Annotated in this window: 20 protein-coding genes and 2 pseudogenes; 10 read left to right on the top strand and 12 right to left on the bottom strand. The window is 50.5% G+C overall.

Annotated elements, in window-relative coordinates:
* Positions 1-30: 30 nt before the first annotated feature.
* A pseudogene (locus tag ACFPYJ_RS03355) lies at positions 31-261 on the bottom strand (transposase); the annotation flags it as partial.
* A 159-nt stretch (positions 262-420) separates the two neighbouring features.
* Here ACFPYJ_RS03355 and ACFPYJ_RS03350 point away from each other — a divergent pair.
* Both ACFPYJ_RS03350 and ACFPYJ_RS03345 read left to right on the top strand, forming a co-directional pair.
* Positions 421-732 carry a hypothetical protein gene (locus ACFPYJ_RS03350; protein WP_379186622.1) on the top strand — a complete coding sequence of 104 codons (312 nt, stop codon included), beginning with the start codon at positions 421-423 and terminating at the stop codon, positions 730-732.
* A gap of 334 nt (positions 733-1066) precedes the next feature.
* Positions 1067-2031, top strand: a pseudogene (locus ACFPYJ_RS03345) (LacI family DNA-binding transcriptional regulator).
* A gap of 179 nt (positions 2032-2210) precedes the next feature.
* Here the strand turns inward: ACFPYJ_RS03345 and ACFPYJ_RS03340 are convergent.
* From ACFPYJ_RS03340 to ACFPYJ_RS03310, 7 genes are all read right to left on the bottom strand, one after another.
* Positions 2211-3683 (bottom strand): methyl-accepting chemotaxis protein, encoded by a 1473-nt coding sequence (locus tag ACFPYJ_RS03340; RefSeq protein WP_379186621.1) that lies wholly within the window; start codon positions 3681-3683, stop codon positions 2211-2213.
* Between the two features lie 62 nt (positions 3684-3745).
* A complete protein-coding gene (locus ACFPYJ_RS03335) occupies positions 3746-4048 on the bottom strand; it encodes a hypothetical protein (protein WP_379186620.1) in 303 nt (100 codons plus the stop codon).
* 176 nt (positions 4049-4224) lie between these two features.
* Positions 4225-5097, bottom strand: a complete 873-nt coding sequence (locus ACFPYJ_RS03330) for an ATP-binding cassette domain-containing protein (RefSeq protein WP_379186619.1) — start codon at positions 5095-5097, stop codon at positions 4225-4227.
* A 17-nt stretch (positions 5098-5114) separates the two neighbouring features.
* A complete protein-coding gene (locus ACFPYJ_RS03325; RefSeq protein ID WP_379186618.1) occupies positions 5115-5933 on the bottom strand; it encodes a hypothetical protein in 819 nt (272 codons plus the stop codon).
* Entirely contained in the window at positions 5914-6504 is a 591-nt protein-coding gene (locus ACFPYJ_RS03320) for an RNA polymerase sigma factor (RefSeq protein WP_379186617.1), read from the bottom strand. The genes ACFPYJ_RS03325 and ACFPYJ_RS03320 overlap by 20 nt, the downstream gene beginning before the upstream one ends.
* A complete protein-coding gene (locus tag ACFPYJ_RS03315) occupies positions 6501-8738 on the bottom strand; it encodes an ABC transporter permease (RefSeq protein WP_379186616.1) in 2238 nt (745 codons plus the stop codon). The genes ACFPYJ_RS03320 and ACFPYJ_RS03315 overlap by 4 nt, the downstream gene beginning before the upstream one ends.
* On the bottom strand, positions 8735-9610 hold the full coding sequence (locus tag ACFPYJ_RS03310) for an ATP-binding cassette domain-containing protein (protein WP_379186615.1): 876 nt from the start codon (positions 9608-9610) through the stop codon (positions 8735-8737). The genes ACFPYJ_RS03315 and ACFPYJ_RS03310 overlap by 4 nt, the downstream gene beginning before the upstream one ends.
* 179 nt (positions 9611-9789) lie before the next feature.
* Between ACFPYJ_RS03310 and pxpB the strand changes: the two genes are divergently transcribed.
* From pxpB to ACFPYJ_RS03285, 5 genes are all read left to right on the top strand, one after another.
* Positions 9790-10539, top strand: coding sequence for a 5-oxoprolinase subunit PxpB (gene pxpB, locus ACFPYJ_RS03305; RefSeq protein ID WP_379186614.1), 750 nt, complete (start codon positions 9790-9792; stop codon positions 10537-10539).
* Positions 10540-11622, top strand: a complete 1083-nt coding sequence (locus ACFPYJ_RS03300; protein ID WP_379186613.1) for a 5-oxoprolinase subunit C family protein — start codon at positions 10540-10542, stop codon at positions 11620-11622.
* A 58-nt stretch (positions 11623-11680) separates the two neighbouring features.
* Positions 11681-12466: a LamB/YcsF family protein gene (locus ACFPYJ_RS03295; RefSeq protein ID WP_379186612.1), complete on the top strand. Its 786-nt coding sequence runs from the start codon at positions 11681-11683 to the stop codon at positions 12464-12466.
* Between the two features lie 72 nt (positions 12467-12538).
* On the top strand, positions 12539-14665 hold the full coding sequence (locus ACFPYJ_RS03290) for a putative bifunctional diguanylate cyclase/phosphodiesterase (RefSeq protein ID WP_379186611.1): 2127 nt from the start codon (positions 12539-12541) through the stop codon (positions 14663-14665).
* A 24-nt stretch (positions 14666-14689) separates the two neighbouring features.
* Complete coding sequence (locus ACFPYJ_RS03285) at positions 14690-15100, top strand: gamma-glutamylcyclotransferase family protein (RefSeq protein WP_379186610.1); 411 nt, start codon at positions 14690-14692, stop codon at positions 15098-15100.
* 77 nt (positions 15101-15177) lie between these two features.
* Here ACFPYJ_RS03285 and ACFPYJ_RS03280 read toward each other — a convergent pair whose 3' ends face one another.
* The 4 genes from ACFPYJ_RS03280 to ACFPYJ_RS03265 all read right to left on the bottom strand — a co-directional run bounded on the left by ACFPYJ_RS03280 (position 15178) and on the right by ACFPYJ_RS03265 (position 20576).
* Positions 15178-15963 carry a hypothetical protein gene (locus ACFPYJ_RS03280; RefSeq protein ID WP_379186609.1) on the bottom strand — a complete coding sequence of 262 codons (786 nt, stop codon included), beginning with the start codon at positions 15961-15963 and terminating at the stop codon, positions 15178-15180.
* A gap of 196 nt (positions 15964-16159) precedes the next feature.
* Positions 16160-16798, bottom strand: coding sequence for a metal-dependent hydrolase (locus tag ACFPYJ_RS03275; RefSeq protein WP_379186816.1), 639 nt, complete (start codon positions 16796-16798; stop codon positions 16160-16162).
* 337 nt (positions 16799-17135) lie between these two features.
* Positions 17136-18173, bottom strand: a complete 1038-nt coding sequence (locus ACFPYJ_RS03270; RefSeq protein ID WP_379186608.1) for a ribonucleotide-diphosphate reductase subunit beta — start codon at positions 18171-18173, stop codon at positions 17136-17138.
* Between the two features lie 177 nt (positions 18174-18350).
* The gene (locus tag ACFPYJ_RS03265; RefSeq protein WP_379186607.1) at positions 18351-20576 is read right to left on the bottom strand and encodes a ribonucleoside-diphosphate reductase subunit alpha; all 2226 of its coding nucleotides are present in this window, start codon (positions 20574-20576) and stop codon (positions 18351-18353) included.
* Positions 20577-21043: 467 nt separating this feature from the next.
* Between ACFPYJ_RS03265 and ACFPYJ_RS03260 the strand changes: the two genes are divergently transcribed.
* Genes ACFPYJ_RS03260 through ACFPYJ_RS03250 form a run of 3 tightly spaced genes read left to right on the top strand, consistent with a single transcriptional unit; the run spans position 21044 to position 24291 of the window.
* The gene (locus ACFPYJ_RS03260) at positions 21044-22633 is read left to right on the top strand and encodes a copper resistance CopC/CopD family protein (protein WP_379186606.1); all 1590 of its coding nucleotides are present in this window, start codon (positions 21044-21046) and stop codon (positions 22631-22633) included.
* Between the two features lie 21 nt (positions 22634-22654).
* Positions 22655-23512 (top strand): sensor histidine kinase, encoded by an 858-nt coding sequence (locus ACFPYJ_RS03255; protein ID WP_379186605.1) that lies wholly within the window; start codon positions 22655-22657, stop codon positions 23510-23512.
* Positions 23512-24291, top strand: coding sequence for a response regulator (locus ACFPYJ_RS03250; protein WP_379186604.1), 780 nt, complete (start codon positions 23512-23514; stop codon positions 24289-24291). The genes ACFPYJ_RS03255 and ACFPYJ_RS03250 overlap by 1 nt, the downstream gene beginning before the upstream one ends.
* Positions 24292-24327 lie beyond the last annotated feature (36 nt).

The following is a 24327-nucleotide window of genomic DNA, read 5'->3' as shown; positions in this document are numbered from 1 at the left end:
GAGGGAGCTGCCCTCGAAAGTAAGTTAGGTTTACCTTTGCGCAGTTGAATAAATAAACAAACCCGGGAAGGGGCAGACGTTATTTCTGCTCCTTCCCGTTTGGTCGATTGCTGCTTTTTTCAGCAGACTATAGGCAAGCGAAAGCCACCTGATTTCTTGGCTTACTTTTGGCAACCCGCGAAGCAGGAACCGCTGGAATCCCCGGTTGTTCTTCAGTTGTCCAAATACACTCTCCGGCTCGATCGCCCTCCGAACCGAGAGCCGCGTTCACAACACGAACGAGGTGGCTTTCGGGGATATCTTCCGATAGATCCATCGGCAGAGTAAGTTGGTCCATGGCATATTGAATGTTACATAGAAACCTTCCTTTCTGAGATGGTTGGGTGGAACCTCCATTTTAGCGCAGGGAGGAACTTCAAAATGAATAAACGTTGGGTTTTCACAGGTTTGGGTGTAATTGCCGCAATCATACTGTTAAGCGGATCGTTATTTATCGTTCGGGAAGGCGAGTATAAGGTGGTTTTAAAGTTCGGAGTACCAGGCTGGTTTCTTTGTTTTTACAGATTTTCAAACATTGAGGAGCTAACCCTAAAGCCTTTGGCTTTTGGGACAGCCCCTTTTTTCTTTTTAGCATCTGATACCTGTTACACCCTAGCCTATACTGGAATTCGTACAGTTAAAAAGACTTCCATCCGATTAAAACTGTCTCTATACTGCATTCCATACAGCTAAATCGCCCCAAATGAACCTTTTAGAGCTCAATTCGGCATTTATAACTGGAAATTTCCAGTATAGCGCTGATTCGTACATCTAAAGCCCGAAATAGCTGTAAAAATCCAGTATAGATGTGCATGCATCATGCGGTTGACTGCCGACACCTATCGCCCCGCCACGCGCCGAGGCTCTGTGCAGAAGTAAACCGCGAATGCCGAACACGCAGCAAGTCGTTCACACAAGTGTATTACGAATGTGCCCCCAAATCTCTTTCGTTAAGATTTGGGGTATATAAACAGTAAATTATGCTATATTTATAGGAAATAATTGTCATAGTAAAGGAGCGTGTACCATGGCCAATATCAAAGATATTGCCAAACGAGCGGGTGTTTCAATATCGACGGTCTCTTATGCGCTCAACGGAAGCCCGAAAGTAACAGATGAAACTTCTGCCAGAATATTAGCTATTGCTAAAGAGATGCACTACGTACCGAACGCGGCAGCGCGGAATTTGAAGAAGCAGGAAACGAAAATCATTGGGGCTTTCTTGACCGATTTCAGCGGATCCTTCTATGGCGATCTGCTGCAAGGGATGAAAGAAGGAGTAAATCAGAGCGGTTATGATCTCGTCGTCTGCAGCGGCAGGCAGTCCCATCGGCTGCTTCCGCAGCGCATGTTCGACGGAGCTATCGTCCTGGATCAGACCTTCCCTAGTGATGAGCTGCTGAAGTATGCGAATCTTGGCCATAAATTAGTGCTCATGGACCGCGATCTAAACCACCTGAATATTAATCAAGTGCTGCTTGACAACAAAGCTGGAGCCACTCTTGCAATGGAGCATGTGATTGAACTGGGACATCGCAAGCTGTACGTGGTGACAGGGCCGCAAGGCTCGTTCGATGCAAGGCAGCGTATTCAGGCAGTTAAACAAACGATCGGCCGCCATCCGGACATCGAATATATTGAAATCGAAGGCGACTTTATGAAATCGTCAGGAGCGCTTGCCGTCTCAAAATCGCACAAGAATATTCAGGGCCGGCGGCTGTGTTTTGCTTAAACGACGAAATGGCTATCGGGATGCATGAATATTTGAAGACGACGAATATTCGGCTTGGCGAGGATATTCACCTGATCGGGTTCGATAACATCGGAATTTCCTCCTACATGCAGCCGCCCCTCGCGACGATCAGTTATTCCAAACGAAAATGGGGAGTATTGGCCTCTGAGCAGCTGCTGAAGTTAATTGCCGGGGAGGACGTCGATCACGAGCGTATTTACGTCACTTTGGTTAAAGGCAAATCGATAAACGCCATCTAGTGTTGTGAACATATATATTGCTCTATCATTATCCCCTTAAGGTACACAGCTTATGGATAGATGCCATACTGTCGACCGCAGGGGATTTTTTTTTTGCCAAGAAAGGCTGACGCTTGATCATTAAGTTGAAGATTTGAAAGAGATCAACCCGGGTAGTAAGGGGATTGTATAGGATTCCATCATTCCTTATTCATGGCCTGCAGTTCCTTCGTTAAGGATTCCAAGCGGCCGGCGCTCTCCGCAACCGAGCTGATCTTCGAATCCTGAGTCTCTATACCGGCTAACATTTGCTGAACGGAAGCCATGTTTTTCTCAGTTGCAGCAGCAATTTGAGTCATTTCAGAGGCTACCAGATGACTTATTCCCTGCAGCTCCTGTACAAGTTTGGCTAAACTTTCGGACTGCTCCTGTACCTCAGAGGTGTTACCTGCCGCATTACGGAAAGCATGATTAACCTTGCCTGTTACATCCATGCTGATCAAGGCCGCCTGCTTTCCAAGGGTTACCTGTTTAGTTACCTCCGCTGTACGTTCTTTGATGCTCTCCAATATCGCAGTGATGTCCTCGGCGGCCAAGCGGGATGTATCGGCGAGCTTACGGACCTCACCGGACACGACGGCGAAGCCTTTGCCATGCTCGCCCGCACGTGCTGCCTCGATAGCCGCATTAAGCGCGAGCAGATTGGTTTGGCTGGCAATGCCGGATATCTTGATTACAATTTCACTGATCTGTTCGTTCTGGACATTAAGCTCATCCATACGAGAGGCAGTTTCAGTGATTATGGCTTCTACACGGGACATTTCATCGGTCAGTACGGTCATTTCTGTGCGCCCGGCTGTAATGAGTCCCGAAGTTGATTCCGATAATCCGCGAAGAGCGTCTGCGCTTGCCGCTGCCTGCTCCACATGATGATCCATCTCTTGAACGGCGCCGCTGATGCCGCTGATACTCCGAGTTTGCGATTCAATGCTGACGGTCATTTCGGAGAACGAGGCTGTCATTTCATGCGAAATTTGCTGCGTGGTCTGCGTATTGTCTCTCAGGTCGGAGCTGAACTCATCCAATACGAGAATGGAGGAATGAACTTGCTTCAGCATGCGCCCGGACTTCTCATTAGCGATTGAGGTTTCGTTTTGCTGGCGCAGCACCTCGTTTTGGAGGCGTTGGCCAAATACAGAAGAGGTTAACATCGCAGCAGCTGTAAGGCCGAAGAACATATTAAAGGAAATAATGCTGTCATCTGCAAATCCGCCAAACATTTCTTGGCGGTAGCTGGCCCAGAACCAATTGGTAAAAATGATGCCGAGCACGCTTGAGAGCAGGATAGGGCGGTAATCGTTGTACAGCGAGGCAAGGCCGAGGCTGATATAAACCATCAGATAGGTGGTTAGAATCGGTCCCGTTCCGACGAGTACGTAAGTAATGACAGCGACGCTAATGACAATCAGGTACATGATATAATCGATCAGCCAGCGGCGCAGGACGAGAACCGTCATCGTTCCGGCTGTTGCCAGGCCCGCATACACGAGGGCCATAATCGAATCCATGCTGGTATTCGTTGTCAAATCCCCCACGAGCCCCAATCCCAGAAAGCACCAGATCAGCGTGACTAGCAGTTTATTCCTTTTGTGCAAAATCTCTGTTCTTGTCAAGTTGAGCTTCCCCCCCAATAAACGGATTGCGAACATGAATCAGTTCTCCCATTCTCTGATTCTTAAAATCCTTGCAATTCACCATCTCCGCGAATGGCTGCGGCTTGATGCATGACATTCGGATGAAAGTAGCCGACAGCGGCAAACGATTGACCGTCTCTTGTCAGGCCGGTCAGATCAACGCGGATATCCTCGCTCTCATTAAACATGTGAAGCAATGAAGACTGCGTAATACCATCAATATCTATGTACCAAAGCCGATACCCTGTGTCCGTGACAACGACGAGCTGGGCTTGGGTATAGTCAAGCTTCACGCTAATTCCGTTGTGGGTAACCGTCAGCTCTGCCAGTAAATAAGTATCCAATTGCGCGAACCTCCTTATGAAGTGGATGTCACATAATTTGTCGAAACCAGTCTGTTTCGATTGTAATGTCGAATGCAGTATTTTGCAACAAATACCAAATTAAAAAAACACCCGAGAGGGAAACCGGTATTTACGCGAGCAGCGCCGGTCCGTATCAGGTGTTTATGGATAATGAATCAGATGCTGTTAAGAAGTGTAGGATGGCTCCTGCAGCGAATGAAATAAGCATCTTCAAGGGTAGGTGATTGTCTTATGAACTGTGATCCGGGCGGCTCGCTTCCCAGATACCGCACGACATAGGCAAGATTATCCTCTCTTACATGAAGGACATGTTCCGGATTCAGATGATGATAATCCTTGATATCAATCCTGCCCTCCCATACAGACAGAGGGAGATCCTCACCCCATTCCGCTATCGTGCCATGGAAGAGCGGACGGCCTTCATCGAGCCATAATATCCGATCAGCCCAAGCTTCCCATTCGTTCAATTCATGCGTGGATATGACGACGGTCCGATTTCTCGCATTGGCCGCCACATATCGAATGAAATGAAGACGCTCCAAGGAATCAAGTGCATTTAGCGGCTCATCCATGAAGAGAAAGGACGGGCTGCCGATCCAAGCTTGGGCAAGTGCGATCCGCTGCCTGACCCCCTGCGCAAGCGATTTGATTTTATCGTTCTTGTACGGGGCCAGATGAAAGCTGTCCATAAGCTGATCAAGCTGAGCCGGGTTCGTATTGCCCTTCAGCTCCGCCAAATAACGAAGCAGCTTGGCAGCTTTCATTTCCTCGTATAGTTCCGCGCCGGTAGGCACAAAGCCGATCGACGAGCGAATGACCGCCAGATCGCGGCTTGTCGTCATTCCGTCATAGCGAATATCGCCTTCCAGCGGAAATTGGGCCGTGGCCATCAGCTTAAGCAAAGAGGACTTGCCGGCGCCGTTGCGGCCCACAATTAAAGTAATTCCTGACTTTACGGTCAGGCGGGGAATGAAGAGCCGGAAGTCAGAACCCGCCGACCGCCAAATGACACGCTGCAGCTCCAGCACCGGCTATTTCCTCCTCTCTAAGGCAGCAAACGTCTTCCGAAGCTTTTCTTGTAAGCAAGCATAAGCAGCGCAGCACCGGCAAACAGCGCGCTTATATAGATGATATGGGCATCATTTGAATTCGAAAGCTCTCCTGAAGCCAAATACCGCTGATCGACTCCGTTCCAAATTAGCCATAAGAAAGCGGAGCAGGCAAAGGCGGCTTTAAACCCTTTCCACATCAGCACATAAGCGGTAACTCCGCTGACAAGCAGCAGAATGGACAGCCACTGCAGCATAAATGGCAGAAGCGGGAAGGCGCGAACCTGCATGTTCATGTAAATGGAGCCGACGATACCGAACACTAAATTAAGTCCGATCACAATCATCGTCCGGACGATCAGCAGCAGCGCCGGCGGATAAGGCGTGATGCTCTCGATCATCCGCATTTCTTTGTTCCATGACCTGAAGCTGTAGGCCAGAGAGGCAAGAAGCAGGGCAGGCAGCACGAAGGTGAAAGTCTGTCCGACAGAGGTATAGGGGACATATTCATTCGTCGGCAATAACAGCATCAGCATCCCAAAGATCAACAGGCTCGCGACCCAGTAAACTCTGGAATAGGAGGAGAGCTGCGAATGAATGAGTCGCAGTAAAGAGGGTCGTTTGACAGGAGGCGCCTGTCTGAGCGAGAACCGTTCTTCTTCACCTGCTTCCCGCAGTCCGTCAAAAGCCGGCTGCAGCGCATGAATCAGCACAGCTGTCTGCTGCGATGAAATCGGATTCGTTATCATCTGCGATAACGGCTGGCGAAGCTCTTGTTCAAGCTGCTTTATTTCATCATCGTGGGGAATGCTCATGTTGTTTGCCTCCTTTACGAATATCTGAATCGCCCTTCTCGGGACGGAGCCGTGACTTCAGCTTTCGAAGTCCATTATACAAATGGGTTTTGACAGAGCCTAGGGGCAAGCTGACAATATCCGCAATGTCCTGAAGCTTCAGGTCTTGATAGAAACGCAGGGTGATGATTTCCCGCTGCACCTCAGGGAGCGATTCGAGCGATTGCTGAATTTCTTTGCGCGTTTCCTGACGCTCGGCCAGTTCAACGACCGAGGGGCTGACATCCCTCTGGTCCGGCGGCTCTGCGAGCGGGAATTGATCCGTTCGAAACTGAGCGCTTTTCCAATAATCACGGCACATATTTAATGAAACCCGGTACAGCCATGCCTGAACATTATCCGGGGTGCGCTTATCCCGAAGCTGTTTGATCAGCCGCAGGAATGTTTCCTGTACAAAATCCTCTGCTTTACCGCTGTCGTGCAGCTGTCGTTGTAAGAATCCGGATAAGGGGGCGTGGTATCGGTGAATCAAAGCCTCGAAGCTTGCTTGATCCCCTGCAGCCATTCCTTTCAGCAATTCTTCATCGCTCATTCGTTTTCACCTGCCTTTTCTTCATTCCATACTTGAAGCCAATCCCTCCAGGTGATGACTGGATAGATGTAACGCGCCTGCCTCGAAGCCTCGCCATTCAAATAGATCAGATTTGAATACCGGTCCTTGATGAATAACCCTTGTTTCAGAAAATGAAGCAGGACCCGTTTCACTATATCTCCCTGCCCGTTGATGAAGGCATTGTTGATCATTTTCTGCATCGAAACGGCGGCAGGCGCAGCATCGCTGTTCAGAGGAATCAGGAAAGATGAATCAAAGGGAGCCATTTGTTCGATTTGCGGCAGATTAAGGATGGCCATGCGGATTTCCTGTACCATCGAATAGCTGTCATAGGGATTAGTATAATCATTCCATTCATTAACATGCTCGAAAGAATTGACCGTATCTCCAAACAACAGCTGACTTAGAATTGAAGGCTCGTCACCCGTGATCGTCTGATAACGCATGGAGTTCACGAAGACCGTATGGCCGGATACATACAGGTTCTGACCAGACAACCCGGATAATTGATCGATATTCGAAATATAGGCGATTTGCTTAATCGTATCCAGACGCTGCTTGCTCCAGGACTCGAAGTACAGCCGTTTTTCGTGCAGGCTTTCCAGGAACAGCCGGCTTTCCTTCTTGTTGCCCGGCGTCGTAATGATAGTAATCGGTTCATCAGGACGCGTTACGCTGCTGAATGGACCGCCAAACAGCGTTGGTGCCGCCACCGAATGCCCGATGAAATGACGGATATCTGCTTGATCATCGGGAGCGGCCTCGAGGGATGCATATAAAGGCCCGTCGAAACCTCTTAAGGTAAGATTGAAATCGGCTCGCAAATTCTCGGTAAGATCCGCTCTGGAAACCAGTGCTTCCTTGTCTGTAAGCAGACTATATCCACCGGGAAGAGGGAACCAGCCGGCAAATCCTGGAAGCAAGGCAGAGCCGTCATGTACGAAAGCGGCATAGGATTCTGAGTTATAACGCAGCTTCCATTGGTTAATTACACCTCCATAGATGAAGGCAATGCGATGCCTGTCACTCGTGCTTGAAAGCGAATCTATGGGGAAGGAAATAAAGTCTCCTGAACGCTTCCAAGGAACCGAATTACCATCTACAGTGAGTGAATCCATCTGAAGTCCGGGATCAAGCAGGAAGGAAACTTGACCGGGAAAATGCTCTTTCACCCGCTGAATGCCGGAGGCAGCCGGAATGAGCAGCCCATCCCTGGTAGGAAGAGTGACCTCGGCTTTCATGTAGAGGTTATTATCCGGCAGCCGGGTCATATCCAGTCTCATGCTCTCCATCTTGAAGGTATACAGCTCCTGCTGCTGTGCTGTGTTCGGCTGGGGAGCAGCCGCCTCCATGCGGTGAAGGCTATCGAACCGGTCCAGCCACAGTTTACCGTAAGGTATGTAAGCGGCAGCGGATAGGACCAGGGTAAGACACATCATAACAAGCGGAAGCCGGGGGCTGTTGACCGGTCTTACACGCGCGAGAAGCGCATTGGCTGCGGCAAGCATGAACAAGCTGAACGAAGCGACGAATACCTGCATAAGCAAATATTCATGGTCATTGAGTGAAGATGTCCAGGTAAAGTCATTTATTTCATCTAAGAAGTGATTGAGACTGAACGCCTTGAGCGGATACAACCCCAGGCTCCTGACAAGGAGACCCGGCAGGAACAGCGTGCCGAATACCCATCCGCAGAAGCCGATCGCAAGCGAGAACCGCAGGGGCATTAATGCGCCAAGCACGATTCCAAGCGCTGCCGAAGCGGCAAAGGACATCTCATAAAAGATGGAATAATAGATGACGGTATTCCATATCAAGGAGGCCGGAAATTGGTCCTGCTGCCAAGCGATCAGGACATAAACAGCCTGCAGGAAGATTGTAAATAAACTTGCGTAGAGAAAAGCAGCCGTCCATTTGCTCGCAATAATAACCGCATTCGGGATCGGGAGGCCAAGCATCCATTCATAAGAAGCGTTCAAAGCGTCGCGTCGAATGAGCAGCACCCCGAGCAGGATCGGAACTGCGGGCAGCAGGATCATCAGCATTTTGTGTGCGTCAACAGCGAACAGATTGATGTCCGTGAGCGGAGAGTCGCTGATGCTGATGCACTGCAGCAGCATCCATGCTCCGGCCGGAAGCGGGAGCAGCAGAGGCCAGCGCATTTTATAAAGCAGCCGCAGCTCTAAGAACAGCTGCAAAAAGAACGTTCTCATCGATGTGCACCGCTTGTTAACTGGCTGATTAGAGTCAAATACCCGTCCTCCATCGTGGGGATTACTGCCTGCGCATAGGGATTTGGAGGATGATCCGCAATCATTCTGCAGCGGATACCGTCCTTCGTACGGCGTGCAGTAAGCAGCTGCTCTGCTGCTATGGCCCGCCATTCATGCTCCGAAGCTTCCCACTCCCACAGCTTGCCGGCCGCATACTCAGCGAGTCCGGCAAGCTGTCCCTTATATCGAAGCTTCCCGCCGCCGAGAACAATCACATTATTGCAGCTCATATCCACATCGCTGAGTACATGGGTCGAGAACAGCACAACGCTGGAGTAGGCAAGCTCAGCCAGCACATTGCGAAGGCGGACCCGTTCTTCAGGATCCAGTCCTGCGGCGGGCTCATCGACGATGACAATTTGGGGACTGCCGACAAGCGCCTGTGCGATACCGAGCCGTTTAATCATTCCATTGGAATAGGTACGGGCAGGGAGATCCGCTTTGGCCTCCAGATGAACGGCGCGCAGCAGCCGGGCGGTCTCGGCCTCGCGCTCTTGACGGGTTCCGATCCGTTTAAGGTGGGCGACATGGAGAAGCCATTGTCTTGCTGTAAGCTGAGGGAATAATTGAAAGGTCTGCGGGACGTAGCCGATTTGCCTCCTGACCCCGCTGCCGCTCCGAACGGAACTGCCGTGAAGGGTGGCATCTCCGGTAGTCGGTACGAGCAGGCCTGCGAGTAACCGCATCAGGGTTGACTTGCCAGCGCCGTTAGGTCCGAGCAGCCCGTGCATCCCCCGCTCAAGCTCCAGCTCAAGAGGTTCCAGCGCCCATCTATTTTTATATTTTTTCCCTAATTTGTTGGCGGTTAGCATAGAAATTTATCCTCCTGCTGCAATGACGATTATGGGTCGGGAAAAGTTTTGGAAAAGCGGGATAAAGAGGCTGGACAAGAGGCCTGCAATGGTACAAACTAGTATTGATTCGTTCAGCACGGAATAAGCTTCCATAACATATATTTACATTCGTTTTTGTGTAAAAGAAGGGGAATTTTGTGAATCCAATCCATGGAATAGGCATGTCCATATCCCCTCTGGGTGATCGGGCGCTTTCGATACGATTGTCAGCTTCCCCGGAGAAGTCTCTTTGGCGGTTCACAGCTGATTTGGCCGACAGGCTGCGGGCGGCGGATCAATCATGGATCATCGATGTGATTCCAGCTTACAGCACGGTTACGGTCGTTTATGACCCGCTTAGGCTGCTAAGGTACAGAAGCAGTGAAGAGCTGCAGCAAGGCGGAGATGCTCTTCCTTACGAGAGAGCTGCTGTGTACGTTCAAGCCCTGCTTAATCATTATACAGGAGATCCCGCAATGAACGAAGCGCGGGTCGTTGACGTACCCGTATGTTATGGCGGGGAGTACGGTCCGGATCTTAAGGAAGCCAGTGAACGAGCGGGGCTCAGTGAAGCTGATTTTGCCGCGCGGCATGCAGGCGGTCATTATCTGGTTGCGATGATTGGATTTATGCCGGGATTTCCCTATTTAACCGGCTTGCCTCAGGAGCTGTCCCAGCCCCGCCGATCATCACCCCGCAGTTACGTTCCGGCCGGCTCGGTGGGCATCGCAGGCGGTCAAACCGGCATCTATCCGCTTGCAACGCCAGGGGGATGGCAGATCATCGGTCGAACTCCGATTCTTCTCTTTGATTCACAGCGGGAACAGCCTTCCCTGCTGCAGGCAGGCGACCGTCTGCGATTCGTTCCGATTGATACGCAGCGGATGAAGAAATGGGGAGAGACGTAGATGGGTTTACTGGTGAAGAAGCCGGGCTTGTTCACGACAGTCCAGGACTTAGGACGGCCCGGCTGGCGTAAGGATGGCATTCCCGAGGGGGGAGCCATGGATCGTTATGCACTGCGGACTGCGAATTTGCTTGTCGGCAATGAAGAGGGAGCGGCAGGCCTAGAGCTGACGCTGGTAGGACCGGAACTACGGGCCGAGCGGGATCTGCTCCTTGCAGTGTGCGGGGCTTATATGTCGCCCCTCATCGATGGGGAGGAGCTGCCGATGTGGCGGCCCGTTTGGGTGGCTGCGGGCGCGCAGCTCAGCTTCGGCGCTGCGCTCAGCGGCTGCCGCGCGTATATCGCGGTAGCCGGCGGCATCGCCGCCCTGCCGGCGCTGGGCAGCCGCAGCACGGACACGCGCGCACGCATTGGCGGTGTGGGTGGACGCGCGCTGCAGGCAGGCGATGCGCTGCCCTGCGGCGGCGCATCGGCGCCGGCCGCCGCCGCGCCTGCGCCTAGCGGCGCGGCAGCGGCATGGCCGCCCTGGGCGGCCGCTTGGCGCGCACAGCTCGCCGCGCGTGCCGCCGCGCAGCCCGGGGGCCGCCGCAGCTTTGCGGCCCCGGGCTGGTTCGCACCGCCGCTCGCCTATGGCAGCGGTGCCAGCTCCGGCATCCGGCTTCGCGTGATGCCGGGCGCCGAGTACGGGCAGTTCCGCGAAGCGGCCCGTACGGCGCTGATGCAGGAGCGCTACCGCGTTGCTCCTGCATCCGACCGCATGGGGGTCCGCCTCGATGGCCCCCTGCTTCCAATCAGCGACAGCACAGAACTGCTGTCGCATGGCGTCATCCCCGGCACGATTCAAGTGCCTGCCGGCGGAACGCCCATCATTCTGGCCGCCGATTGCCAAACGACCGGCGGCTACCCCAAGCTCGCGCATGTCATTTCCGCGGACCTGCCGCTGCTTGCTCAGGTGAAGCCGGGCGATACCGTCCGCTTCACCCTCGTGACGCATGCGGAGGCTCAGCGGTTGTACATCGCCCTCGAGCAGCAAATGCGGATGCAGGCAGCCGCTATTTCCATCCGCAAGCCAATCGAACTTTAAGAGTATACGAACTGGATGCAGGACTATATACAACGATAGGAGCGCCAGACTAAACGCTATGATACATACAGGAAACGATGGAATATCCCGTTCAATCGATTTGAACTGTGATTTTGGGGAAGGCTACGGGGCTTATACGTTCGGACAGGATGAGACGCTTCTGAACTATGTGACGTCGGTCAATATTGCCTGCGGCTTCCATGCTGGAGATCCCCATACAATCCGGGAAGCGGTCAGCCGTGCTGTTCAGGCCGGCGTGGCAGTCGGCGCACATCCGGGATTGCCGGATCGGCTGGGGTTCGGCCGGCGTGAGATTGCGCTTAGCCCGTCAGAGGTTTATGAGATCACGCTTTACCAGATTGGTGCGCTCGATGCTTTTGTCAGAGCATCCGGCAGTAAGCTTAAGCATGTAAAACCCCATGGTGCGCTTTATCATATGGCCGGCGGGCAAGCTTCGATCGCCGAAGCCTTCGTTCAAGCTGTCAGAGCCTATGATTCACAGCTAAAAATTTACGGGCAATCCGGAAGTTTGCTGCTTGCTGAAGCGCAGAAGCAGGGCTTGAGTAAAGTATCGGAAGTTTTTGCCGATAGAGCATATATAAGAGGCGGACAGCTGGCGCCTAGAAGGTCACCGGGCGCAGTCTTGTCTTCACCTGAAGCCGCCCTGCAGCAGACGCTTTATATGCTGAAGCATAACAAGGTCAGGACGCTTGAAGGGGAAGAGGCCGCAATCACGGCCGAGACGGTTTGCCTTCATGGAGACGGGGAGCATGCAGGCCAATTCGCTGCCGCGCTGCGAAATGGCCTTGCTGGGGCAGGCATCGTGCTTCAGCCTCCAAGTTAGCATACCTACATCTATGATCCTCACACTAAAGCGCGTGGATATCATACGGCTTTCCTGCTGAAGGGGGACACCATGTCAATTAACAGAGCGGAAAAAATAACGATATGGACAGCCTCCATCGCCATAATCAGCTTTATTTTATCGCGAATTTTTCATGCTCAGCTTTACTATATGATACCGGACATGATTTATCTTTTTTTCCATTCCGGCGTAGAGTTTCTAAGCTTCGCTGTCAGTTTTACGATGCTTGTGCTCGGATGGCTGTTCTTCCTCAAGTCACTTTCCAGGCAGCGGCTGTATACTGCCGCTTTGTTTAGTGTTGTCGGATTATTCGATATGCTGCATGCGCTCACCATAGAGGGAATGCCTTTCTTCCGCTTTGTCGGCGATACTTCGCTGTCCGAATTATTTGATGCGACAGGACAGCTAATCGGTTCGGTAGGACTGTTCTTCATTTTCCGCAGGAATGATCAGCCGGTATCGGCAAGTAAACGGCTCCCGGCTGTGACTGTCGCGATTGGGATGGGAGCAGCCCTGGCTGCCCTGTATTTCTCGCTTGCGGATTTGCCCCCCCTTTATTTCATGACAGGTGAACCTTTGCATTATGTGCGTTCGGCTGTAGAGACGATTATCGTGTTTGCTTACATGGTTACGATCGGCACGATTATGTACCGCAACCGGAATGAACAGCCGGAGGCGCTGCTTACCATCGTGCAGTCGCTAGTATTCTTCTTGTTCTCCAATCTTCAATTCATTCTCGGCGGCAGTACGCATGATACCGATATGATGATCGGTCATATCTACAAGCTGGCCGGGTATTATTGCTTAATGAAAGGGATTTATTTCGTTACCATAGAAGAGCCTTTCAAGGAACAGAAGCGTGCCGAGTCCCGCATCAACTTCTTAGCTTACCACGATGAGCTGACGGGTCTTTCGAACCGCCGCCTGCTGACCGAACGGCTGAATTCAGAGATGCAGCGGGCGAAGCAGCAAAGCAGCCGGCTGGCTATTTTCCTGCTTGACATCGATCGCTTCAAAACAATCAACGACGCACTTGGGCATACGTTCGGCGATCAAATGCTGCAGGCCGTTTCCCAGCGTCTGCGCCATGCTGTAGGCAAGCCGGATCGATTATTCCGAATGGGCGGAGATGAATTTGTTGTCCTGCTTCCTGAGATCGGAGACACGGATCAGGTAACAGCCCAGAAACATGCTGAATCGTTAATGGGCCTGTTCGATGCACCGTTTGTGCTTGGTGAAGCGGAGTATCACGTCACGATCAGCTTAGGGATTTCCTTCTATCCTCAAGATGGGGAGAGCGTCGACCTGCTGCTCAAAAATGCCGATACGGCGATGTACAGCGCAAAGGTTCATCGTAACGAGTTCTCCAGCTATACACCGGATATGAATATGAAAGCTCATGACCGGCTGCGTCTTGAAAGCGATCTTCGCCGGGCGCTGGAGCAGGAACAATTCATGCTGACTTACCAGCCGCTCGTAAATTTACAAAGCGGCAAGGTTGTCGGAGTTGAAGCGCTGGTCCGTTGGCATCATCCGCAGCGGGGTCTTCTGCCGCCGGGTGAATTCATTCCGCTGACGGAAGAAAATGGTCTTATTCTGCCGCTCGGGGAATGGGTGCTCCGTGCTGCTTGCAAGCAGAACAAAGCCTGGCAGGACGTCGGTCTGCCGCCTATGATGATGTCGGTTAACCTGTCAATGCGGCAGTTTCGCCAGCACCAGCTGGCAGAACGTATCCGCAGCATCTTAGAGCAAACAGGCATGGAGCCCCGCTATCTGGAACTGGAAATCACGGAAAGTATGACAAGTGACGTTGAGTTTGCTACAGAGACGCTTGCCAGCTTGAAGAAGCTCGGCGTTCAAATTAGTATTGATGATTTTGGCACGGGTTACAGCTCACTTGTTTATTTGAAGAAATTCCCGATCGATAAACTAAAGATCGATCGTTCCTTCGTCAGCGAATTGTCCGAGAATGGGAGCGATGCTGCGATCGTTACAACGATAACCTCAATGGCGAAACATCTGAAGCTGAAGGTAACGGCAGAGGGTGTGGAAAATGATGAACAGATACAGTTCCTTCGTGAGCGTAATTGCGAAGAAGCGCAAGGATTTTATTTTACGAAGCCGATCCCGGCTAATCTGTTCGAGCATTGGTACAGGCTTCGCAGCCAGACCGCATAATCGGCGAGAAGGGAGTCATCTATCATGAAAGCCAGCCGGCATACCGTATTTATTTATGGCTCATTGCTGCCGGGCCACAGTAACCATGAAGTGGTTTCAGCATCTATTCTGGCCTCCAGACCGGGGCGGATTGCGGGCAGGCTCGTAGACTACGGGCCATATCCCGCACTGCTTCGCGACCAGGAAGCTGCGTTGAACAACCGCTCGGTAAGAGGGCTGTGGATTGAGGTGGATGCACCCGGATTGATTCATATGGATGAGCTTGAAGGGTTTTTAGGGATTGAAGAAAGTAATGATTATCATCGGGTGTGGGTAACGGATCTTGATGTCCCTGAGCAGCACGGTTGGGTGTATATTTGGGATAGCGCAAGAGATTGCATATCTATTGAAGATGATTATTGGCCTGTTTATTACGCCCGCAAGAATGGTGCTTAATACGGTATGAACCTAAATGGCTGACCCTTTCATTCAAACAACGAAAGGGTCAGCCATTTAAGTTGCGGGTATTTCTATTAATGATCGATCTTGATCCATCCATGATCGAGCGGACGACTTGAATCTATGGATATATGCTTAATGTTTGCACCGTTGTTATGCTCGCTTGAGTAGGCGATTTCACTATTCAATTTCACATAAGAGACTGTATGCATGACACTGACCGATAGCACAATGACGGCTGTCGCATACACGCTGACTCGTTTCAGCCAGTGATAGACCGAGGTACCGTCATCTCTGTGTATATGTCTTCGCCTGATGCTCTGCCTCCAAGCTAATACTGCCGCGGTGAGAAGAATAACGAATGCGACTGTTACAAGCTCGCTCCGAAACGATATCGGCAGAGAATAGAGGTTCTGATAAGCATACAGCAGAGAACCGATCTTCATCACCTGAATAGGTACGACCAGAGCCACTTCAGATGCGCTGCGGCGTTTCGTGCGATTGGCCGGTTCATATTCGCGATTAGGTTGCAAATGAATGATTTCCAATAGGCGGGGTATCGAGAATATGGCAACGGTAATTGCCGGAAGGGCAATCAAAAGCGCAAATAACAGCAGATTCTCCCAGGCAGCAAGCATGCTGTACGTGTTTAAGTAGTTTAAGTAGATAAGGATGGTTAATTTAGCTACTCCCAGCAGTCCGATCAGAGCAAGCAAGGAGCCATTCACCTTTGCATAGCGGCGCATGCTGACAATGGTTTTGCAATAAGCAAGGCTGCCAGCAACATGACCGGCAAATAAGGCAATTAATAAAAAAGATACAGCAAGCACCGCATTTAAAATGAGTATGTCTTCAGACATGATTTAATCCCCCGTTCAAACGTTCTACACTTATTGTAACTGGGAGAGGGATTGCAGATTAATTGGCTGCAGTCTAGTTTGTGTGCCGGACTTAAGTCCAGCTTGTTCCCCGTCCGCAACCGAACATTGATGCTGTCCAGTACATCTATTGTATCACGTTAAAATGAGAGAGGGATTAAAATCAATCAATAGGAATTTATATTTTTATGGATTTCTTGCTGATCGGATAGAACCATTTGACACCTGCCGGTGTCAGCGTATCGGCAACCAAATGGGAGGCATATCCGATAACAGACACAATCATGACGCCGTCTACATGAATTTGATTCTCAAGCCCATACCCAATTGTGCCCCAGATCACGATTGCCCATACCGTATGAGTCATTCCTCTGTGATTGAGCCAAGGCGCCCACGCAATGAATAAACCAAAGCCCATTAACCAGTTCAGCTGCCAGTACCAGCCGGCACCGATAATTGCAGCACCCACAGCACTGACCAGGGCATTGCGCATTACGCCTTCCTTCGTAATAAAGCCGATCAGGAAACCCATGACCGCAACTGCACTTAAATTTACATTGAAGTAATCACGTGCAAAATACAAGTATACAACAGCTGCAGCAAGCAAAATACCGCCCCAAAGCAGGAGCTCTCTAAGCAGCTTAGAAACTTTATTGATCTTGCTGCTGAGCATGCTTGTTCCATCGAGATCTGCACTCAAGGCTGAGAAGGAAGCAACCGTTATGTATAAGGCAGCGTTTTGAAAGGTAAACGGATAATAAGCCGCGGAAGCCACGCCGATCGCAGCCCCAATGGCAAGATGTGTAGAGCCTTTGATAATGATTCCTCCTAAAAGTTTTTGCGGGGTTTTACCTCATCGTGCCGATGAATCGGCTGATCAAGCAAAAACTTACTTCGTAAGCAAGTGCTTAGCTTTTTATGATGATATCCGTCCCATAAGCAAACATATGTTTGCTTGATGATTATACCTACACATTCCTGATATGACAACCATTTTGAAGGATTTCATTCAAAAGTCATAGGCAAATGAGCGGTTTGGGATGAAATTAGAACCTTTTCCCGGAACAAAAAAACCAACTACCGCAGGGGAGTTGGTTTATGAACCAGTGTCAGCTGTTTCTTCGTACGTATGCAATTCATTTGGACTGAAGGTCTTACAGGTCGCCCCAGTTCAAATTGGAGGATTTACTATAGTTAGTTACCTTTTGCTCGAAGAAGTCTGTTTTCATTCCGTTCATGTTGCTGAAGCTCTCGACCCATTTCATTGGATGTTCAACAACTTCCGGATATAGGATATCCAGGTTAAGCTTCTTCAAACGCTCATTGGAGAGGAACTTGATGTATTGGTCGATAATTTCGTTTGTAATACCCGGAATTTGGTTGTTCGTAATGTACTGACCCCACTCGATCTCATGCTCAACTGCTGTGCGCATCATTTGGCGAAGATCTTCAATCAGCACCGGTGTAAACAATTCCGGATTTTCTTTGCGGACCTCACGGAAGATGCCTTGGAATAAAGCGAGATGCGTAAGCTCATCACGCTGGATATATTTGATTTCTGAAACCGTACCGAGCATTTTACCTTGACGACCCAGGGCATAGAAGAAGCTGAAGCCGCTGTAGAAGTAAATGCCTTCGAGAATATAGTTCGCCATAATCGTCTTGATCAGGTTCTGGGACGAAGGCTCAGCGATGAAGTTTTCATACAGGTCCGTAATGAAACGATTCCGTTTCAGCAGGTTTTTGTCTTCGCGCCACAGGTTATAGATTTGATCCCGAACATCTGCTTGGCATACACTGTCGAGAATATAGGAGTAGGATTGGCTGTGAACAGCTTCTTGGAACGTATGCACGGTAAGACAGAGGTTCACCTCTGGAGCCGTAATATACTCGTTTACGTTCGGCAGATTCGCTGTCTGCAGCGAATCGAGGAAGATCAGGAAGCTGATGATTTTATCGTAACTGTTGCGCTCTGAGAGCGACAGGTTTTTGTAGTCTTTCGCATCCTGGGAGAGAGGGATTTCCTCTGGAATCCAGAAGTTGTTCATCATTGTGCGGTACATCTTGGTAGCCCAGTCGTATTTAACGTTATTCAGTTCAATGAGGTTCGTCGTGTTGCCGCCGATCATGCGCCGTTTACCCCAGTCGCGATCGCCTTCCTCATTAAATAATTTCTTTTTTTGTAACTCCATTGCTGAGTGCCTCCTTGTAATACGTTCATGAAAGTAATAAGTGATAATCGTTCTCAGGGAGAGGGAAACGTCTGACGCCCTTGCAAGCCCCTGCATGGATGTTCCTGGCAGAGACTTGGGTTCGGCGCCATCTGTTCCTTCATATCCTTTGGAATTGAGGGTAAAAACTGCAGCGCTTTACGCGCTGCAGCTTACACAATCCTCAACTTCTAAGCTTTTGTTTCGGCAGTAGTAGACGGTTTTTAAGCCGTTCTCCCATGCAGACATGTACAGGTCCATGAATTCTTTAGCCGTGTAATTCGGCGTGATGTAGAGATTAAAGGACTGCGCTTGATCGATATGGCGTTGACGGCGACCCGCAGCGCGGATGCTCCAGTGCTGATCGATGTGATGGGCTTCTTTATAGAACCAGAACGTTTCATCATTCAAATTCGGTGCTGTTTGCGGGATAACGGCGTTCTTCTTCTCTTCGACGAAGAACTTATTGAAGATCGGATCGATTCCAGCCGTCGAACCGGCAATCAGTGAAGTGGAAGCAGTTGGCGCGATCGCGAACATCCAAGCATTGCGGACGCCGTTCTCTGCTACATCCTTCTTCAGTTTCTGCCAGTGAGCCGCTTCGTAACCGCGTGAATCGAAAAACTCGCCGGTTTGCCATTCACTGCCTTCAAATACGCGGTAAGCGCCTTTTTCCTTGGCGATTTCCATCGATGCTTTGATGGCGCAGTAGCTGATCCATTCATAAAGCTCGTCCGCTTGATCCAGATGCTCTTCGGACTCCCATTGAATTCCGTTAAGCGCAAGCCATTGATGATAACCGCTTGTTCCAAGACCGACAGCGCGATACTTCTGATTCGTAATCTCCGCTTGCGGAATTGGATAGTGGTTCAAGTCGATAACGTTATCCATCATCCGCATTTGACAAGTAACAACTTCCTCGATTTCCTCACGGGTCCGTGTTCGGCCAAGGTTAAGGGAAGATAAGTTACAAACAACGTAATCGCCGCTTTTCACTTGTGTTGTAATCATGCCGTCTTCATGAGTTGTGGATACATATTCGGTAGGGCTCATGTTCTGGCAGATCTCTGTACAAAGATTGGAGCAGTAGATGAGGCCTTTATGTTTATTCGGATTCGCACGGTTGACCGTATCGCGGAAGAATACGAAAGGTGTTCCTGTCTCAAATGAGCTTGTCAGAATACGCTTCATGATATCAATTGCCGGTACTTCATCACGGGATAATGTCGGATGATTGACGCACTCTTCATAGCGGCGTTCCCATTCTTCACCCCAGGAATCTTCGATCGCATAGCCCATAACGGAGCGGACCTCGTGCGGATCGAATAAATGCCAAGTATCGCGCTCCTGCACCTTGCGCATGAAGAGATCGGGAATACAAACGCCAGGGAAAATATCATGGGCTTTCATCCGGTCGTCACCATTATTGGTCTTCAGGTTCAGGAAGTCCAGAACGTCTTTATGCCAAACATCTAGGTAAACAGCGACAGCACCGGAACGAACGCCGAGCTGATCCACTGCGATTGCCGTATTGTTATAATTTTTAATCCACGGAACGACGCCGCCTGCAACACCTTTATAACCACGGATGTTGGAGCCGCGGCTGCGGACTTTACCAATATAGATTCCCATGCCGCCGCCGAATTTGGAAACTTGAGCGAAGCTGGAATCCACGTTGTAAATGCCCCAGAGGTTATCCGGAACGGTATCAATAAAGCAGCTTGAGAGCTGATGGAATGGTTTACGCGCATTTGCAAGTGTTGGTGTAGCTACCGTCATTTGGAGACGGCTGAGTACATCGTAGAATTTGCGGGCCCAGCCAAGCTTGTCATCTTCTTTCATGGCCAGATGCATTGCTACGCCCATGAACAGCTCTTGCGGAAGCTCCAGGATGTCGCCGTTGAAGCTCTTAATCAAGTAACGGTCTGCAAGTGTTTTGAGTCCGATATAATTGAAGAGGTAGTCGCGTTCTGGAACGATATAATTGCCCAGCTCGCGAATTTCATCGCGTGTGTAATGCTCCAGTATGTATTTACCGTACAAACCTTTGTCCGTCAAATACGTAATGAGGGAGTAGAAATCACCGTAGCCGAAGTAACCGTATTTGCGGTTGATTGCGGATTCTTTATAAAGATCGTACACAAGCAGCTTGGCTGCAACGTACTGCCAGTTTGGCTGTTCGATGCTAGTTTTTTCTACGGCTACTTGGGTGAGTGTACGTTGGATTTCTTTCGTTGTAATGTTGTTTCGGAAGTACGGCAGCAGGGCCGTTTCAAGCTCGAGGGGATCGCAGTCGTTATAGCCGACACACGAGAAATCTATGACTTTTTTAAGCTTAGAGAAAATAAGTTCTTCTTTCTGACCGTTCCTCTTAATAATGTCCACGAGTAGAGCCACTCCTTGTCGAAGGCTGTCGTCTGACAAGCCGTAATACACAATATGTTGATGACACTTACCTAAATTACACCAATATATAGTGTCTGTCAAGGCAAATGATTCGACATCCAGGAGGTAGATAAAGGGTTGCAAGCAGTGTGAAAAATCGATGAAAACGTGTAGATACGGGCTGTTTTGGCGAATGGCAACGCTATCTTGCAAGGCGAGAAATGGGGATATAAAAGTTAGTTTCTCAAAAAAAGTTCGCAATATTGTTATTGGTATATGGGGGAGCATTTTAGTAAACTAAAGCTTGAGATTATCGTTCACTGAATACCGTTTCATGTGGAATGCCGCAATATGCAGTCGTGCGAAAGGTGCGATAAGAGGAGAGGAAGTGTCTTAACCGTATCATGATGCCTATATATCGGATGATTAGTCGTACACGCATGTTATCTTTATTAGGGGCATGTGTCATGCTGCTTGCAGTGCTGGCAGGAAATCCGGGAGTCGCAAGCGCGCACTCTGAACTGGAAAGCTCTGTTCCTGAAGTGAATTCACAGATGGACAGCAGCCCTGCTGAAATTACGTTGAATTTCAATGAAGCCATCGAAGCCAAGCTTGGATCGTTAGAGGTGCTGGACAGCAAATCCAATTCCGTTACGAAGAACGAACCGGTCGTAAGCAATGGCAGCAGGACCCTCAAGCTTGAGCTTCCGAAGCTGAACGAAGGGCTTTATACTGTTTCTTATTCTATTATATCGGCTGACGGTCATCCGGTCAGCGGATCCTATGTGTTTGTCGTAGGCAATCCTCCCGAGGGAATCGATGCATCGGCATTCAATCCGCATGAGGAGCTTGGCCATGAGGGACACACCGCTTCAACCCAGCTGACGACGAATCAGTTTATCATCTACGCGGTACGGGTTCTTTACTATGCTTCACTGCTGTTAGCCGCAGGCATTATGTTCTGGTCCGTGGCTGCACGTAATCGAAGTGATATGATGAAGGAAATCCTGCGCAGCTATGAATTAATCACGATGCGGATTCTGCTTGTAGGCGCGCTTTTGTATGTGTTCGTGCATGCACGCGAGATCATGTCCGGATATGCGGGCAATGAATACAACAAGCTGTTCTTCGATACTTCTGTCGGACGCGGCTGGATTGTACTGCTGGTGCTTGCCCTGGCCGGATTTGTTGCGATCCGCCTAGGCAGCGTGGTGAAATTGATCTGGGCTGCGGCGCTGCTGGCGGTTGAAAGCTGGAGCGGACATGCTGCAGTATTCAAGCCAGAGGCAGCAACGGTGGCGCTGGACTATATTCATCTAGCGGCATCATCCATATGGGTTGGAGGGTTCATTCTGCTTTTGTTGGTATGGACCCGTGACCGTAAAGAAGCTGGGAGATTCACCGCCCAGTTTTCCCGGGCAGCCCTGATCTCGCTTGCAGTGCTTGTGCTCAGCGGCATAGCCATGACGCTGTTATTTCTCCCATCGCTTCAATATTTGCTCTACACGGCATGGGGAACCCTGCTGCTGGTCAAAACAGGGCTTGTGCTTCTGGTGGTGGTTGTTGGCGGACTGCTGCATCTGCGGGTTCGCCGGGGCGATCTTCCTACATTGAACCTGCTTAGAATGGATGCATCGCTTATGGCGCTGCTTATTGTCGTCGCGGCACTCTTTACCTATATTAGTCCCCTGCCGGTTAATGAACCGGTTACGTATCATAAAATGGGCGAGGATATGCATTTCTCTCTTCGGGTAACGCCTAATAAGCCCGGAGTGAATGAGTTTACCGTTAAGGTTTGGCTGCCGGATCGGGTTGGCGCACCGAAGTCCGTTGTGCTACGCCTGCGTTCGGACGACCGCAAGGAGCTGGGTCCAATCGACATTCCTATCGTTCCTTATAAAGATACGGAAATGACGACTTTTGACGGCTACGTGAAGGCGACTTATCGGGCGGAGGGGCCCTATATTCCTTTCGCAGGGCGTTGGACTGCTGAAGTTCGCGTGATGAATAAGCAAGATGATGAGCTGGTAGAACGTTACGATTTCCGTAACTATTAATGGCAGAGAAGGGGGTGCGGGATGCCTTATAAACGGATAAAGTGGCTGATTCTCTGGACGCCGACTGTCACGATAGCGCTGTGGGAATATATCAGGCATACGTTCCTGCTGCCTTATTTGTCCATGGATCTGGGAAATGCCTTAGCTCCAGTTATCGTGCTTACCGTAACCGTAACCCTTGTCTATAAACTGTTTCATTTACTTGAACAGACAAGCGATTCCCTACAGCGCGAGAGGCTGGCAAAAGCCGCTTTTGTAGAGAGGGAGCAGCTCGCCAGGGAGCTGCATGACGGGATTTCTCAATCGCTGTTTCTTTTATCCGTTAAGCTCGACAAGCTCGAACATACGCAGGATAAGGAGAGCGTTCAAGCGACCGCACAGCAGATCCGCAAAACCGTCAAGCATGTTTATGATGATGTCAGGCAGTCGATTGCCAGCCTGCGCAGCGAGCCGTCGATGACCGAGGTGCAGTGGATGCAGTCGGTGGAGGAGATGGCCGTCGAGCTCCGGCTCGGGGGGCTGCAGGTGGAGCTGGACTGGCGTCTGACAGACAGCGATTTAACGAGTAAAGAAAAGATTGAACTGCTCGCCATTGTCCGTGAAGCGATGCTGAATGTGCAGAAACATGCGAGGGCTAAGAGGCTAATTGTAAATGCTTTTAAGGCCGAGAACATAAGCGCCGGAGGGTTCAACTGCACAATTATGGATGATGGCATCGGCGTGGATGATCCGGCTTTAGAAGCCAAAGGGCGGTATGGGGTCCGGATGATGCGTGACCGCGCGAATGCAATGGGGTGGCAGTTTGAGGTGGGCCGCAATGACAGTAAGGACAACAATCAAACCGTCGGCACGGTTGTAGCCGTAACTAAAGGGGGCTAATGGATATGAAGGTTTCATCGCCCATACGTGTGCTGCTGGCAGACGATCATCCGCACGGCAGAGAAGGAATGCGTGAAATCGTCGGCATGGATGCTTCCTTTGAGATCATTGGCGAGGCGGTAAACGGGGAACAGGCGACGGTCATGGCTGCTGAGTTAAGACCGCACCTGGTTCTGATGGATATCAACATGCCTGTTATGAACGGAATGGAAGCCACGCAGATTATCAAATCCCTCGACCCGCAAATTAAAATCATCATGGTAACGGTCTCGGACGATATCTCGGATTTATTTGAAGCGATTAAGCGGGGGGCGCAAGGGTACCTGCTCAAGAACCTGTCGCCTTCCGCATGGCTCGAATATTTGCGAGCGGTGGCTGTCGACGAAGCCCCAATGTCCAAGGAGCTTGCTTTCCGGATGCTGCAGGAGTTCAACAGCGGAAGAGGAGAACCGGCCGTTCATTCTAAAGGCGCGGATGATAAACGAAACGGCAAGCCGGGAGCTGCTGCGGGCGAACCCGTCAAAGGCGCAGCCCGGGAGAACAACCGAAGCGCAGGCAGGGAATCGGAAGAGTCCGGCAAGACGCCGCTTACCCAGCGTGAACGTGAAATTCTCGAGCAGGTGGCTGCCGGCCATTCCAACCGCGCGATCGCTGAAGCCTTTGAGTTATCGGAGCACACGGTGAAGAATCATTTGAAGAACATCCTGCAGAAGCTTCACCTTGATAATCGCGTACAGCTTGCCAGGTATGCAATGGAAAAAGGATTATGCGATCTTTAATGAAAGAAGCCTCACAATTCGGACACATATGTATAG

Source organism: Paenibacillus solisilvae (assembly GCF_042656405.1).
Lineage (GTDB): Bacteria > Bacillota > Bacilli > Paenibacillales > Paenibacillaceae > Paenibacillus_Z > Paenibacillus_Z solisilvae.
The sequence above is the reverse complement of the archived record's forward strand: the minus strand, read 5'-3'. Positions and strand labels throughout refer to the sequence as shown.

Excerpts from the sequence above, each read along its gene's own strand:
- ACFPYJ_RS03250 (WP_379186604.1), top strand. The coding sequence starts at position 23,512 with ATGGATATGAAGGTTTCATCGCCCATACGTGTGCTGCTGGCAGACGAT.
- ACFPYJ_RS03315 (WP_379186616.1), bottom strand. The coding sequence starts at position 8,738 with ATGAGAACGTTCTTTTTGCAGCTGTTCTTAGAGCTGCGGCTGCTTTAT.
- ACFPYJ_RS03280 (WP_379186609.1), bottom strand. The coding sequence starts at position 15,963 with ATGTCTGAAGACATACTCATTTTAAATGCGGTGCTTGCTGTATCTTTT.
- ACFPYJ_RS03310 (WP_379186615.1), bottom strand. The coding sequence starts at position 9,610 with ATGCTAACCGCCAACAAATTAGGGAAAAAATATAAAAATAGATGGGCG.
- ACFPYJ_RS03260 (WP_379186606.1), top strand. The coding sequence starts at position 21,044 with ATGCTGCTTGCAGTGCTGGCAGGAAATCCGGGAGTCGCAAGCGCGCAC.
- ACFPYJ_RS03350 (WP_379186622.1), top strand. The coding sequence starts at position 421 with ATGAATAAACGTTGGGTTTTCACAGGTTTGGGTGTAATTGCCGCAATC.
- ACFPYJ_RS03270 (WP_379186608.1), bottom strand. The coding sequence starts at position 18,173 with ATGGAGTTACAAAAAAAGAAATTATTTAATGAGGAAGGCGATCGCGAC.
- ACFPYJ_RS03255 (WP_379186605.1), top strand. The coding sequence starts at position 22,655 with ATGCCTTATAAACGGATAAAGTGGCTGATTCTCTGGACGCCGACTGTC.
- ACFPYJ_RS03295 (WP_379186612.1), top strand. The coding sequence starts at position 11,681 with ATGATACATACAGGAAACGATGGAATATCCCGTTCAATCGATTTGAAC.
- ACFPYJ_RS03320 (WP_379186617.1), bottom strand. The coding sequence starts at position 6,504 with ATGAGCGATGAAGAATTGCTGAAAGGAATGGCTGCAGGGGATCAAGCA.
- ACFPYJ_RS03285 (WP_379186610.1), top strand. The coding sequence starts at position 14,690 with ATGAAAGCCAGCCGGCATACCGTATTTATTTATGGCTCATTGCTGCCG.
- ACFPYJ_RS03290 (WP_379186611.1), top strand. The coding sequence starts at position 12,539 with ATGTCAATTAACAGAGCGGAAAAAATAACGATATGGACAGCCTCCATC.
- ACFPYJ_RS03325 (WP_379186618.1), bottom strand. The coding sequence starts at position 5,933 with ATGAGCATTCCCCACGATGATGAAATAAAGCAGCTTGAACAAGAGCTT.
- ACFPYJ_RS03300 (WP_379186613.1), top strand. The coding sequence starts at position 10,540 with ATGGGTTTACTGGTGAAGAAGCCGGGCTTGTTCACGACAGTCCAGGAC.